At 61.3% G+C, this 13,449-nt stretch carries 9 protein-coding genes; 4 read left to right on the top strand and 5 right to left on the bottom strand.

Going from position 1 to position 13,449, the window contains the following annotated elements:
• Window positions 1-156: 156 nt before the first annotated feature.
• Window positions 157-552 carry a hypothetical protein gene (locus tag ACI77H_RS16800; protein WP_407012864.1) on the top strand — a complete coding sequence of 132 codons (396 nt, stop codon included), beginning with the start codon at window positions 157-159 and terminating at the stop codon, window positions 550-552.
• Here ACI77H_RS16800 and ACI77H_RS16795 read toward each other — a convergent pair.
• The 5 genes from ACI77H_RS16795 to ACI77H_RS16775 all read right to left on the bottom strand — a co-directional run bounded on the left by ACI77H_RS16795 (window position 543) and on the right by ACI77H_RS16775 (window position 9,001).
• A complete protein-coding gene (locus tag ACI77H_RS16795; protein WP_407012863.1) occupies window positions 543-1,973 on the bottom strand; it encodes a sigma-54-dependent transcriptional regulator in 1,431 nt (476 codons plus the stop codon). The genes ACI77H_RS16800 and ACI77H_RS16795 overlap by 10 nt on opposite strands.
• Entirely contained in the window at window positions 1,942-3,435 is a 1,494-nt protein-coding gene (locus ACI77H_RS16790) for a sensor histidine kinase (protein WP_407012862.1), read from the bottom strand. Before ACI77H_RS16790 ends, ACI77H_RS16795 begins: the two co-directional genes overlap by 32 nt.
• A 96-nt stretch (window positions 3,436-3,531) precedes the next feature.
• Window positions 3,532-4,563: an SCO family protein gene (locus ACI77H_RS16785; RefSeq protein ID WP_407012861.1), complete on the bottom strand. Its 1,032-nt coding sequence runs from the start codon at window positions 4,561-4,563 to the stop codon at window positions 3,532-3,534.
• Entirely contained in the window at window positions 4,560-7,367 is a 2,808-nt protein-coding gene (locus ACI77H_RS16780; protein WP_407012860.1) for a multicopper oxidase domain-containing protein, read from the bottom strand. Before ACI77H_RS16780 ends, ACI77H_RS16785 begins: the two co-directional genes overlap by 4 nt.
• Before the next feature lie 185 nt (window positions 7,368-7,552).
• Complete coding sequence (locus ACI77H_RS16775; RefSeq protein ID WP_407012859.1) at window positions 7,553-9,001, bottom strand: sensor histidine kinase; 1,449 nt, start codon at window positions 8,999-9,001, stop codon at window positions 7,553-7,555.
• Window positions 9,002-9,280: 279 nt separating this feature from the next.
• Here ACI77H_RS16775 and ACI77H_RS16770 point away from each other — a divergent pair, with 279 nt between their 5' ends.
• From ACI77H_RS16770 to ACI77H_RS16760, 3 genes are read left to right on the top strand one after another with little or no spacing between them, the layout of a single operon-like run.
• Window positions 9,281-10,627, top strand: a complete 1,347-nt coding sequence (locus tag ACI77H_RS16770; protein ID WP_407012858.1) for a hypothetical protein — start codon at window positions 9,281-9,283, stop codon at window positions 10,625-10,627.
• Window positions 10,628-10,662: 35 nt separating this feature from the next.
• The gene (locus ACI77H_RS16765; protein WP_407012857.1) at window positions 10,663-12,909 is read left to right on the top strand and encodes an Ig-like domain-containing protein; all 2,247 of its coding nucleotides are present in this window, start codon (window positions 10,663-10,665) and stop codon (window positions 12,907-12,909) included.
• Between the two features lie 59 nt (window positions 12,910-12,968).
• Window positions 12,969-13,430 carry a curlin gene (locus ACI77H_RS16760; protein ID WP_407012856.1) on the top strand — a complete coding sequence of 154 codons (462 nt, stop codon included), beginning with the start codon at window positions 12,969-12,971 and terminating at the stop codon, window positions 13,428-13,430.
• Window positions 13,431-13,449: the final 19 nt, after the last annotated feature.

Here is a 13,449-nt window from a genome sequence, read left to right as displayed (position 1 = left end):
TCGGGTTTTATCAAACCGGCCCGAGTCTAGATCAGCGTTTTTGAAAATCCCATGCGGCGTTTGTTGCAATGTTGTAAGCCAGGCACCGCCCACGGACGGCAGCTATAGTTAATGGCCTTGGGGAAATGCGCGAAAACCGATTTCGCAGGTGCAACCATGAAACACAATGATCTGACACTGTTGTTCATCTTCTCTCTGAGCGCCACCACGGGTGTTCACGCCGACGACAACCTGACACCGCCGTCCGAGTACAGCAGCGAGTTCAACTACTACGGCGAAAACCAGCCCTTCGCCCATCCCGTTCCACCCACCCTGAGCACCGTACCGCCGCGCTCGTACATTCCGACCGCACCACTGGATTTCATCCCGATTTCCAGCGAACACGTGTTCTCCGACTCACGGTTACCGACAGTCGCGGATGCCACCGTACGGGTGTTCATCCGCTCTTACGACGAAGAGCGCGGCGTCTACGTCAACGAAGAAGTCGTCGACCCCACCTGCCTGCTGGCCTGTCTCAGTCGACAGGGCCAGGCGACGCCCGTCTACCACTGACGCTTGTCCGGGCGGGCGAGGCCGAGTTTTTCGATCCGGTAACGCAGCATGTCGCGGCTCAGGCCCAGCAGCCGTGCGGACTTGGTGACGTTCCAGTCGGTCTTGTCGAGCATCTTGCGCACCATGTCGCGTTCCACTTCCGGCAGGTTCATCGGCTCGCTGCCGTTGTACACCGGACGTGGCTCGCTGTGTTGCTGCACCTCCGGCATCACCAGCGGTTCGTCCACCAGGCTCAGGCAGACGTTCAGCTGGGTTGCGGCGATGGTGTCGTACTGGGCCAGCAGCACGGTTTGTTCGAGCATGTTGCGCAGCTCGCGCACGTTGCCCGGCCAGCTATAGCTCAGGAGCAATTCTTCGGCCTGATCGCTGAAATGCAGGTTCGGCTTGCCGTAGCGTTTGCCGTGGATAGCGAGAAAGTGCCGGGCGAGCAACAGGATGTCTTCGCCACGGGCATACAGGCGTGGCACCTTGATCGAGATGATGCGCAAACGGAAGAACAGGTCGCGGCGGAACTTGCCCTGCTGGACCATTTGTTCGAGGTTGCAGTTGGTGGCGCTGATCACCCGCAAATCGACCTTGCGCTCCTTCACCGAACCGACCCGGCGAATGGTCCGGTCTTCCAGCAGTTTCAGCAGTTTGGCTTGCAGGAGCAGGTCCATTTCACCGACTTCATCGAGAAACAACGTGCCGCCATCGGCTGCTTCCACGAGGCCGACGCGACGATCCTTGGCATCGGTGAAGGCCCCCTTCTCGTGGCCGAACAGTTCCGATTCCACCAGGTTGGACGGGATCGATGCGCAGTTGAATTCAATGAACGGGCCCTTGGCACGCGGGCCGTCGAAGTGCAGCGCGCGGGCCACCAGTTCCTTGCCGGTGCCGGTCTCGCCTTCCACCAGCACCGGCGGCAAATCAGTGTTGGCCATCCGGCGTTCGGCATCGAGCAACTGGCCGATGGTGTTTTTCAGATAAAGCATGGGCGCCGATTCGCCGATCATCGCCTGCACCCCCGACTTCTGCGCTTCGCGCTCCTGATAGAACGACAGTGTGCGCTCCATCCGGTCGGTGGCCAGGGCTTTGTCCAGCAACAACTTGAGCTCCGGCAGCGCCACCGGTTTGGTGACGTAATGGAACGCGCCTTCTTTCATCGCCACCACGGCGTCTTCGACATTGCCGTAGCCGGTCATCATGATCACTTTCAGATCCGGCGCGCTGATGCGCAGCTTCTGGATCAGACCATGACCGCTCATGCCCGGCAGCGAATTGTCCGTCAGCACCACGTCCGGGGCGAACGAACTCAATTGCTCCAGCGCCTCTTCAGCCGAGTGGCAGACCGTCACCTCGAAGCCTTTGCGCTCAAGGTAAGTCTGAATATTCTCGGCGAGGAGTTCGTCATCCTCGACCAGCAGAATGCTGTGCTCCATATTCCTCTCCCGTTGCCACCTTAAAGTTGAGACTGACGCGGGTTCCTTCCTGCTCTTGGCTAGTCAGTTCGACCGAGCCCTCGAAGCGTTCCATTATTCTTTTGACCAGGGCCAGGCCCACGCCCAACCCGCCTTGTTTGGTGGTGAAAAACGGTTTGAAGACCATTTGCTGCTGCTGTTTGGTCATGCCCTTGCCGGTATCGCTCAGGGTCATGCGCAAATGTCCAGGCTGCGACTCGATATCGACGCTCAGCACGCCGCCCTTGGGCATGGCTTCCAGGGCATTGGCAAACAGGCTATTAAGAATCTGCGTGAGCAGCACCTGTTGGCTGACGACCGGTGGGCAGGTCTGCGGCGTGAAGCGGACTTCGACGTTGGAGCGCTTGATCAACGCGTCGAAGGCACTCAGGGTGTCGTCGATCGCCAGTACCAGGTCCACGGTTTCGTAGTCGTCATTCATCGGTCGCAACGACACCAGCAACTCGCGAACCCAGCGCGACATGCGATCGACCTGGTTGATGATGTCGCCAATGTTCTTCTGCGCGCTCTGACTGGCGATCTCCTGGGCCAGTTCAGCGCTGGAGCGAATGTTCGCCAGCGGGTTGCGCAAGCTGTGGGCCACGGCCGAGGACATTTCCCCCAGCGCCACAAAGGTTTCGTTGGCGATCAGCTGTCTCTGCTGGCTCTCGAGCAACTTGGCCGCGCGGCGCACAATCCAGAACAACGCGAGATAGATGGCCGCACCACCGAGCACAGTCGCCACCCAGATCGACTTGAAGCCGCGCTGGATACGCTCCACCAGGTCCGCCGGCTCCTTGTAGATTTCGACCATCGCAATCACTTTGCTCTTGTCGGCGTTAAACATCGGAATGTAGTTCTCGATGAACAAATACGTGGGCTCGCGCAGCAGCATCTGTTCGGGGCGCTCATCATCGATCTGGTGATAACTGGTGGACACCGGTTCCTTCATTTCGAAGGATTCGTCCAGCTCCTCATCCCCTTCGACACGCATGCCGATCATTTGCGGGTTGGTCGACCAGACCACGGTGCGATCCAGTGCGTACACCACCGCCAACAGGGAATCCGGCAGGTGTTCGACATGATCGAGAAACTCAATGCGGGCCGCGGCACGGGATCCTGGATCGACGTCGGGATAGTTATTGTCATGCCGTGGATCAAGCATTTCGCCCATGGTTCTTGCCGGGGTGATGCCCGCGTGACGAATCTCGGCATCGCCGATGGCCTGAATAAATTGCGCGGTCAACATGGAGTCGCGCTCGATGCTCTCCTCGACCACGAAACGCGTGGAAATGTAGCCCAACCCCAGCGCGACAGCGGCGATGATGAAAAAGCTGCCGAAGGAAAACCAGCGCAGCAGGTTGAACCGTCCACGCCAGCGGGGGCCATCTACGGCCGGCGTATTCGGCGGCGCAGGTACTTTTTGTTGTTCCAGTATCGGCATGGCGGGGTCCTGGATGCTGAAGCCTTTGCGGTGATGCTTCGGATCAGTGTAGGTGGCATTGATCGAGGCTGACGGCTTGATGATGGTAATTAGCCGCTATTGCGCCTGCGCCGCCTGCAATGGTTGCTGACGATCGGTTTCTTCCTGCAAAAAGCCCACGATGGACTGCGCCGCGTTCTCATCCAGGCGCAGATTCGGCATCGAAATCTTGTCAAAACGCTCAAACAATTCCACCGCGACCGGGTCCTTTTCGGCCAGCATGCGGTCCGGCTCGCGGATCCAGCGATTGAGCCAGGCCGGTTCGCGCAGGCGGGTTACGCCGATCAGATCCGGGCCGATGTTGCGCATGCCGATGCCCTGCCCGTCTTGCGGCCCGAGGCTGTGGCACGAGGCGCAACGGGTGCGAAACAACTCTTCGCCATTGCTGGGCGGGCGGATCTCGGGCGCATTGGCGTAGCTTTCTTCAACGCTGGCCTGCTTCCAGTTCTGCAAGGTGTTGGCTAACTGATCAGCGAGGATCCACGGGTTTTCGAACGGTGAAGCTTTCATCCAGCGCCCCGTACCCTGGTTGCCGACGATCAGGCTCAGGTTGTGATCCTTGTTGCGGCCGTTGTCGACGCCTTCGATGAACAGCCCCAGTTTCTTGCGCAGGTCGGTGACGGCCTCGAACTCCCCGGTGAGAAACCTCCAGCCCGGCCCGACCTTGAACCGTTGCGAATAAGCCTTGAGTACTTCGGGCGTATCGCTCAAGGGATCGATGCTGATCGAGTAGAAAAAAATGTCCTGGCCGACCCTGTCGCCCAACAACTTTTGCACCTGACGCAGGCGCGCGGTTTCCAGCGGACAGGAGTCGCTGCAGGAAGTGAAGATGAAATTGATCACCACCACTTTGCCCTTGATCAGGTCATCGAAAAAATGCACCTGCCGACCGTCCTGGTCGGTCAGCAGGGTGTTGGGGAAATAATCGCCGCCCCAGGGTGTCGCCGATTCCGTTGGCGGCAGCACACCTTCGTGAGCGAGCAGCACCTGACTGGCCAGCAGACAAGTCAACAGTACCAGAATCAGGTGCATACCCAGGGCGCGGGAGCGCGGCGTGTGCAGTGACCTGTCGGCGCCCCTGCGGTTCATGGTTTGACCACCACTTTAGGGCCGAAGCCATCGCCATTACGGAAGGTAGGCAGCGCGGCGGAGTTGACGTAACGCACGCCATCCCAGCTTGGCAACGGTGTCGGCATCAGCTGGAATTGCCCGGGTTTCTCAATGTCCCAGCGCAGCAGCATCGAGTTGTCCTCATGCTGTGTGTTGTGACAGTGCTCCATGTACGTCCCGGCAAATTCACGGAAGTTAATCGCCATTTCGACGTTGTCCAGACCGTCCTTCTCCGAGCCGATACGGTACACATCCTTGCGTGCCCATTTTTCCCATTCCGGTGGCGCCTTGCCGCCGCGACTCAAGATGATCCCCTCCTCGAAGTGCACGTGCACCGGATGGCTCCACCCCGTACCGCCGGCCTTGATGTTCCAGACCTCCAGGGTACCGAAGCCGCTGACGCCGGCATCGGTGGGTCCGCTGGCCAGTTTGGTCGCGGAGTTCAAGCGCCGAGGGTCCATGTGGAAACCAAAGCCGCCATCGGTCTTGACTGTCCACGGAGCTTCATCGGTGCCGTCGGAACGGCCGAAGATGAAGGTGCGGTGACGGGCCTGGGACAGCAGGACCTTGTCGGCCGCATTGTCGCGGTGAATCTTCAGCGGGATCATCACCAGGCCTTCCGCCTTGCCCGGTTTGGCCGGCTCATAGGCGGCCGGGTCCATCGCCAGGTCCTGGCCGGTGTAGGCCTTGACGTTGAGTTGCAACACCTTGCCCACCGCCGGGTCACCCTTGTCCCACTGTGGCCCTTTGCTGGTCTGTTTGATCACCGCCAGGTATTTCTCCGACAGCACATCGGCGAGCGCCACCGGTTCTTTCGGCCCCTTGCCGTCGTCATGCACCAGCAGGTTGACGAAGAACAGTTTGTCGCCGGGTTTGATCCCGTTTTTCGAGAAATTGACGATGATGTCGAAGCGCTCGGCGATGCCCTGAGTCGGCAGGATTGCATTGTGATTCTGTTTGTCGCCGTCGGCGTCGAGGTCCATGCTGCCGTCGAATGGCACGCTGTGTTCCATGATGTTGCCGTCGTTGGCGATCATGTGGAACGGCACGCGGCTATAGGAAACGCCGGAGTTTTTCGGTCCGGGAAACTCGCCGCTGCTGCCCTTGACCTCGCGCACCAGCGCCAGTTTGAAATAGCGCGACACCGAGCCGTTGAGGATGCGGAACCGATAGCTGCGGGCGCGCACATCCAGAGTGGGTTTCCACTGCCAGTTGACGAGCACCTCGTCACCGAGGAAGCCGTCGGTGTTGAACGGGTTGAACCACAACTGCCCGTTCTGATCCCACGCCTTGTCGGCGAACACCAGGTTGACGTCGTAGTCGCGGTTGCCCCACGGCAAGGCGCTACCGCTGGGCAAACGCAGGTTGACGCCGTCGTTCACCGATTCGTTGCCACGGTCCAGGGCGCTGTAGTAGTTCATCATCGCCGCGTTGCCCTTGTAGACGTTCTGCGCGGTGAAATCGAGCATGTGGTCGTGGAACCAGTGGGTGCTCATGGTTTCGCGCCAGTCGCCACGGATCTTGATCGTGCCGTTTTCGCAGGTTTTGCGGCTCGGGGTGAGGTCGTTGGTCCACAGGGTTTCGCCCGGCGCGCAAGGGAACGCCGCGCGAGGGTCGTGGGCGTCGGTGTTGATGCTGTCGTAACCGGCCAATTGGATCGGCCAGCGATAATCGTAGTACTGCCCCGGAAAGAAAAACGCGTTGGCGTAGCCGTCACTTTCCGCCGGCGCGTGGCCGTTGTGTTCGTGGGTGCTGATGGTGTGCAGACCAAACCCCATGTTCGCCGACGGGTCGATGGGCAAGCCGTTGTAGTGACGCATCAGCACCGGCTGGCCATAACGCACCATGAGCAATTTGGGGGGCAAGGTGCCGTCGAAGGTCCACACCGAATTGTGGTTTTGCACCGGCATGTTCGGGTGGAAACGCGCATCGACGCCCTTGGCCGTGCCATCGGTTGCCGGCACGCCGGCGACGTTGTGATAGAGGCCGCCGGGGCCAAACTCGCCCAGCGCATAACCGTGCATCTGCCGAGCGTCACGCAGGCCGCCATTGACGCGCGCACCGGTCTGCACGGTTTTGTAGGCCCGTTGCGGGTAGAACTCGTTCCAGCGCTGATGCGACCAACCCTTTCCTGGCGGACGGCCTTCCGCCGACGAACCGATGCGGCGGTTGAGGAAGTACTCGATCTGCGCCTGCCAAGGATTGCGGTCAACCACGTTGGAGAACTGACTGGGGAACGGTGTCAGCCCCGGTTGGCGCAGGAACGCATCGAGTGCCGCACTGGGTGGCGCGCTGCGGGCCGCGCTGGTGGGATCCTGCTGCGGCAACGGCCCAATCGCGGCCGGTGGAAACGGCAACGGTGCCGCCGGCGTGGTGGGGTCGAGTTTTTCCGGACCGAACTCTTCGAACAGCACCAGTTGCTGCGTGAACGGCTGAGCGCCGAACAGCGGGCTGGGTTTGCCATTGGTGGGGTAATTGAAACTGGTTTGCACCGCAGGCGGCAGGATGTTTTCCTGGCGCGGGGTGTTGCGACTGCCTTTGACGCCATCGGGCAAATCGAAGGAATTTTCGTTGGCCTCGGGCATGGTCAGGATAGCGTTCAGGGCGGCCGGTTCGTCCGCCGGTTCGTCGTAGTACGCCGAAGGGTCGGTCGGTTCGGGCTGTCGCTCATCGTCGATCGGGCTGGCACGCAAGCTCGCTGTGCCCAGCGTCATTGCCAGTAGGACGCTCAGGGGCGTCAGGAGGCCAAGCCATTTGCAGGGGTGCTGCGCTTTTCTGTTCATCACCAGCCGCCTCGAAGTCGTGAAGGGGGTGATGGAGGTTTTGCAAGGAACTCGCCAAATTTGTAACAACTTTATACAAAGTATTAATACCCAACAATACAATGGCTTATCAACATCAATGTGCCATGCCTGGTCAAAACGACTGGGGAATGGCACCCGCTAACGGGGAAAGTTCCCACCCATTTTCAGGGAACCCGTTTAAACGACAAACGGACAATCGTGCCCTTGCCCTCGCGGCTTTCCAGGCTTACCGAACCGCCGAAACGCTCCATGATCCGTTTGACCAGTACCAGCCCGACCCCCAGCCCGCCTTGCTTGGTGGTAAAAAATGGGCGGAAGGCCATGCTACGTTGTTCCTCGGTCATGCCTTTGCCGGTGTCGCTGACCACCACACTGATACCCCGGGCATCGGTCGGCTCCAGCGTGATGGTCAGCGTACCGTGCTTGTCCATGGCCTCCAGTGCATTGGCCAGCAAACTGTTGAGGATCTGCGACAACTGCACCTGCTGGCTCAGGACCATGGGCGTTTCCGTCGGCGCAAACACCACCTGGACCCCGGCCTTGGTGATCTGCTGTTCGAAAGCCATGAGGCTGTCATGCACCGCCGCCACCAGATTCACCGGTTCGGGCTCGTCATGCAGCGGGCGCAAGGATTGCAGCAGTTCTCTGACCCATTTCGACATGCGATCGACCTGGCCAATGATGTCGGTGATGTTCTTGTGCGCCGCGCCGCTGTCGAACTCCAGCGCCAGTTCGGCGCTGGAGCGGATGGTCGCCAGCGGGTTGCGCAGGCTGTGGGCCACCGCCGACGACATTTCGCCCAGTGCGACGAAGGTTTCGTTGGTAATCAATTGTTTTTGCTGCACCGCCAACAGAATTGCCGCGCGTCGCACGATCCAGTACAGCCCCAGATAAATCAGCCCGCCGCCCAGCGCGGTGGCCAGCCAGATCAGTGCCAGGCCGCGTTCCATGCGGTCGATCAAATCCTCCGGTTCCTTGTAGATCTCCACCATTGCGGTGACATTTTTGCCATCGGCATCGAACAGCGGGATGTAGTTTTCGATAAAGATAAAGTCTGGCGGCGTGACGAACTTCTGCTCCATGCGGGTCTTGTCGACGTTGTGATAACTGGCCGACACCGGCGTCTTGGAGGAGAACGCCTGGTCGAGGTCTTCGTCGGAATGGATCGTGGTGCCCATCAATGCCGGGTTGGTCGACCAGATCACCATGCGGTCGGGGGCGTAGATGTTGGCCAGGATCACGTCTGGCAAGTGCCGGATATGGTCGAGAAATTCGCCCCGGGCATTGGCTCGGGCCAGCGGGTCGACGTCGGGATAATCCCTGTCCTTGCGCGGGTCGAGCAACTCGCCCATGGTTCGCACGTTGGGAATCGACACATGGCGCACCTCGGCCGAGGCAATTGCCTGAATGAATTGCGACGTCAGCAACGCATCGCGCTGCACACTCTCGGTAATCACAAACTGCGTGGACACCGCGCCCAGCGCCACTGCCACCGTGCCGATCACCGCCATGCTGATGAGCGAAAACCAGCGCAACAGATTGAACGATTGCTTGCGCGAGCTCAGGCGGATATCGCCGTCGTCGGTCAGGAGTGTTTGCGTAGGCAGGTTCATGGGCTACTTCTCGGCGATTCCCCCCATTGGTTATAGCCCACTCAAAACTGTTTGCCCGACCTTGGGCCCCACTTCCCCCAACCTCCCCGCTATCCCCACCTGCCCCCAATGCTGGGGACAGTGGCCCGTTCACGCGGCCCTCGATTGGCCCCTATCCGAAGGTGGTACACCGTAGAACCGGGCCTCTGACGGCCCTTTTTTACGATTGGTATGGAAGTTGCCGAAGCTCCCTCAACTGACCCATCCCCACGGGGCAGGTCTCTGATAGAGGGAATACTCATGCACCCTTTACTGTCCAAAACCGCGATCGCCCTGGTCGTGGCTGCTCTGGCTCAAGGTGCCGCCCAGGCCGCGATGTTTGCTGTCGACCCTGGTCCCTACCTGCCCGCCAACGGTTCCTTCGCTGCCTGGTATCAGGACACCCACGGTCGAACCCTCGATCTTTGCCTGTCCAAGGCGGTCAGCTCACGGATCCCCAGCGCGCCGGGCGCACCGACCTACATGTGCAATCTGCTGCCGGCGCCCGGGATTTTCGATGATGCACAACCGGTCGTCTTCCCGAGCAACTTTCCCGATGAGGCGTTCTGGTTCACCGGTGACGGCACCATTGTCGACGCCGCCCGGGGCATTGACCTGACCTATGTCAGCGCCGTTGAAGCCGCCTTCAGCGCTGGCGACCCGGTTGAAGGCGACCAGATCAGCTTTGCCCGTATCCGCATTCGCGTCGATGTCCCCACCGCCGGCACCTATGTCATCACCCACCCCTATGGCGTCGATGTGTTCAATGTCGACACGCCCGGGCGACGGGCAATCAACATGACGCGGGACATCGGCATCGGCTCGCCGAAAACCTACGATGGCGCGCTCAAAGGTGATATCGGTCCGTTCCTGCGCGGCGTCAATGGCCCCTACACCGAGACCAATCCGGTCACCGGTCAGGCCGAGCAATTCGTCGGCGATCCGAACCTGTCAGAAGCGTTTACCGGCAGTCCGTTCAACACCAACTACATCCGCATCGAAGGCCCCAACGGGCTCGACTTGCGCACGACGGTGATGGCCATCTCCGGCAAGTTGTCGACCGTGGTCCGGCCGACCCCGATGATCACCCAGCGCAGCACCTACTCGCGGCATGCCGGCACCAGTGCACCCGTGGCGCAACAGGACGTGTTCGTCCTCGCGCCGCCCCCACCCGCCACGGTGACCCTGAACAGCAATAACCCGGTGCTCAACCTGAGAGAGGCCGACACCACCGGCAGCTGGTATGCCCAGTCGTCGACCAACCCGAGCTTGCCGAGCACCTTGCAGGTGACCGCCGACAACCACGTCGCCATCCCCAGCAGCACACCGACCACCCTGCCCATGGCACTGACCGATCTGGTGGTGATCCAGCGCGCCGAGTACAGCCTGAGCACCGGGCAAATAACGGTGGTGGCCTCGACCAGCGACGAAACCTCGCCACCGGTGCTGACTGCAACGTCAGGCACCGGGGTCGCCATCGGCGCGCTCAGTGGCGACGGCGCGGTGAAAAGCCTGGCCACCGGGATCTCGCCGACTCCACCGGCCAAGGTTCGGGTGACGTCATCCAATGGCGGCAGCGATACCGAAGAAGTGGTCATCGTGCAATGAACGCTCACATGCCCAGATCCTCATCAGGAGGCATCATGAACAATTGGCCACGCCTGGCGCTCAACGCCCTGGGACTGACTCTATCGTTGTCCGGCAGCGCGTTTGCGCAACTCGCCGCCGTCGACCCCGGCCCTTACACCTTTGCCACGGGGAAATTCCCCATGTGGTATCAGGACAACAATCTGCTGTCGATGGAACTGTGCCAGTCCCGGGCCGCGAGTTCGCGGGTGCCGGTCACTGTACCGCCAGCCTACATGTGCACCCTGTTACCGGCGCCGGGCGTTTTCGACGACTCCCTGCCGATGGTATTCCCGGATAACTGGCCAGACGAATCCTTCTGGTTCCTCGCCGAAACTACTATTGCCAACAACGCCGCCGGTTATGGAATGGACGCCTACGTGGCCGGGATCGAAGCGGCATTCACCTCGGGAAACCCTGTCGATGGCGATCAGCAAAGCTTCGCGCGAATTCGCATCCGGGTGAACGTGCCCACCGCCGGGACGTACACCATTACCCACCCGTATGGCGTGGAAACGGTCAACGTCACGACGCCAGGCCGGCGCGCCATCAACATCACCAAAGATGTCGGCATCGGTGCGCCGGGCAATTTCAGCGGCGCGCTGAACGGTGCAATCGGGCCTTTCCTGCGCAGCGTCAACGGTCCCTATACCGAAGTGAACCCGGACACCGGGGCCATTGAAACCTTCGTCGGCGACCCGAACCTCACCGAGCTGGTTACCGGCAGCCCCAACAACACCAACTTCGTGCGTATCCAGGGACCGGCGGGGACGATCGAAACCAGCCTCTTCACCGTGTCCGGCAAGGTCCTCGACAACCGTGCGCAAACCCCGGTGGAAATCAGCCGTGCCACCTACCGGCGCACCACCTCGGGCACGGGCACCAGCACCCGGGTCGAAGTCTTCGGCAAAGCGGGCACCAGCTCGAGCCTGTGCTTCCGTGAAACCGTCGCGCTGGTTCCCGGACCACCACCTACGCCTTGCCAGACCAGCCTGATCGGCGACAACAATGGCTTGTTCTTCGGCAATCACCTGATCACCGGTCCCGTGCCTTCCGTCGTGGTGCTCACCGCCACCAACCCGGCCGGCACCACGCGCCCGACGGCCGTGTCGAGCAAGCTCAGCGATGTGGTGAAAATCCAGACTGCGCGCTACAACTTCAGCAATCAGAGCCTGCTGATCGAAGCCACCTCCACCGATGAAGTGACGGTGCCGGACATGGTCGCGCAGGGCTACGGACGGTTGTCGAAGTCCGGCACCCTGCAACGCCTGACCGTGACCGACTTGACTCAGCCACCGGCTACCGTGACGGTCAAATCCGCCGCGGGCGGCAGCGACACCGAGCCGGTTGTAGTGGTCGGTACCGCGCCGAACAGTGGCGAGAATCAGGCGCCGCTGGCCGTTGCCGACACCGGCAGCACAAGCTTCGGCGTGCCAATCACCCTCAACCTGCTGGCCAACGACAGCGACCCGGACGGCAACACGCCGCTGAGCATCACCGCGCTGACCCAGCCGGCGGCCGGGCAAGGCACCGTGGCACTGAGCGGCACGACAGCGGTGGTCTACACCCCACCGGCCGTGGTCAATGCACCGCTGACCACAACCTTTACCTACAAGGCGCAGGACATCAAAGGTCTGGCCTCGGCCACGCCTGCGACCGTGACCATTACCGTGGCGCCTAACCAGCCTCCGGTGGCCGTCGCCGACAGCATCGCGACCCTGGGCGTGGCGATTCCAATCAACGTGCTGGCCAACGACACCGATCCGGAAGGCAACGTACCACTGGCGGTCGCCAGCTTCACTCAACCAGCGGCAGGTCGCGGCACCGTCAGCAGCAACGGCACGGTGATCACCTACACCCCACCGGCCACCGTCACCACGGCGTTCACCACAACCTTCACCTACATCGCCCGGGATAGCTTCGGCGCTTTGTCGACAGCACCGGCCACAGTGACGGTACAAGTCTCGCCAAGGCCTGCAGCGGAAACCTTCACGGTGACCACGGCAACGGTGTCGGCACGCTCCAACAACCGCTTCACCTGGGACTTTGCGGGCACCTCATCGGTGACCACCGGCAACACCATCACCATCCAGGTGTCCACCCCGACCGGGCTGCAAACCCTGGGCACCACCACGGTGCCGGTAACCGGTCGCTGGCGGCTGACGGTGAACAACACCACCACGGTGACTCCTTCGGCGAACCCGACCGCCACCATCACCTCGTCCCAAGGCACCGTGCGCTCGGTGTCGGTGATCTCGAACTGAGCCCTCGCCCCATCGGTCACGTGGCCGATGGGGCAGGCCTCTTCCTAAAGGACAGTCTCATGAAAACGTCGACCGCCGCCCTGCTCTGCCTGCTTCTGCTCTGCAGCAGCGCGGGCGTGCGCGCCGACGATCTGATGGAAAACGACGACCTGGGCCCCGGCACCGACCTCGGCGAGTTGCCACCGCCGATTGGCCAACATGCGCTAATCGACCAGAACGGCCAGGCCAACGTGGCGCTGCTGCAACAGAACGGCCAGTCGCTGCTCGGCACCATCGTCCAGTCGGGGAGCAATCAGGAAGCGTACATCCTGCAACAAGGCAGCGACCTGATGGCAATGATCAATCAACAAGGTTCCGGCAACTCGGCCTCGATCACGCAGACCGGCAGCCAGAACCGCGCGCAGATATCCCAGAACGGCAATAACAACGACGCCAGCATCGACCAGGCCGGCACGGGGCTTTCCAGCGCCGTGACCCAGTCGGGAAACGGCATGAGCGTTTCGGTCAAACAATATCGCTAAAGCACTGCACTCTCTGGAG

The organism is Pseudomonas sp. O230 (genome assembly GCF_045447035.1).
Classification (GTDB): domain Bacteria; phylum Pseudomonadota; class Gammaproteobacteria; order Pseudomonadales; family Pseudomonadaceae; genus Aquipseudomonas.
This window is presented reverse-complemented; position numbering and strand designations above follow the sequence as displayed.

What these genes read in the sequence shown, in the direction of transcription:
- ACI77H_RS16800 (WP_407012864.1), top strand. Translation starts at nt 157, where the DNA reads ATGAAACACAATGATCTGACACTGTTGTTCATCTTCTCTCTGAGCGCC.
- ACI77H_RS16795 (WP_407012863.1), bottom strand. Translation starts at nt 1,973, where the DNA reads ATGGAGCACAGCATTCTGCTGGTCGAGGATGACGAACTCCTCGCCGAG.
- ACI77H_RS16790 (WP_407012862.1), bottom strand. Translation starts at nt 3,435, where the DNA reads ATGCCGATACTGGAACAACAAAAAGTACCTGCGCCGCCGAATACGCCG.
- ACI77H_RS16785 (WP_407012861.1), bottom strand. Translation starts at nt 4,563, where the DNA reads ATGAACCGCAGGGGCGCCGACAGGTCACTGCACACGCCGCGCTCCCGC.
- ACI77H_RS16780 (WP_407012860.1), bottom strand. Translation starts at nt 7,367, where the DNA reads ATGAACAGAAAAGCGCAGCACCCCTGCAAATGGCTTGGCCTCCTGACG.
- ACI77H_RS16775 (WP_407012859.1), bottom strand. Translation starts at nt 9,001, where the DNA reads ATGAACCTGCCTACGCAAACACTCCTGACCGACGACGGCGATATCCGC.
- ACI77H_RS16770 (WP_407012858.1), top strand. Translation starts at nt 9,281, where the DNA reads ATGCACCCTTTACTGTCCAAAACCGCGATCGCCCTGGTCGTGGCTGCT.
- ACI77H_RS16765 (WP_407012857.1), top strand. Translation starts at nt 10,663, where the DNA reads ATGAACAATTGGCCACGCCTGGCGCTCAACGCCCTGGGACTGACTCTA.
- ACI77H_RS16760 (WP_407012856.1), top strand. Translation starts at nt 12,969, where the DNA reads ATGAAAACGTCGACCGCCGCCCTGCTCTGCCTGCTTCTGCTCTGCAGC.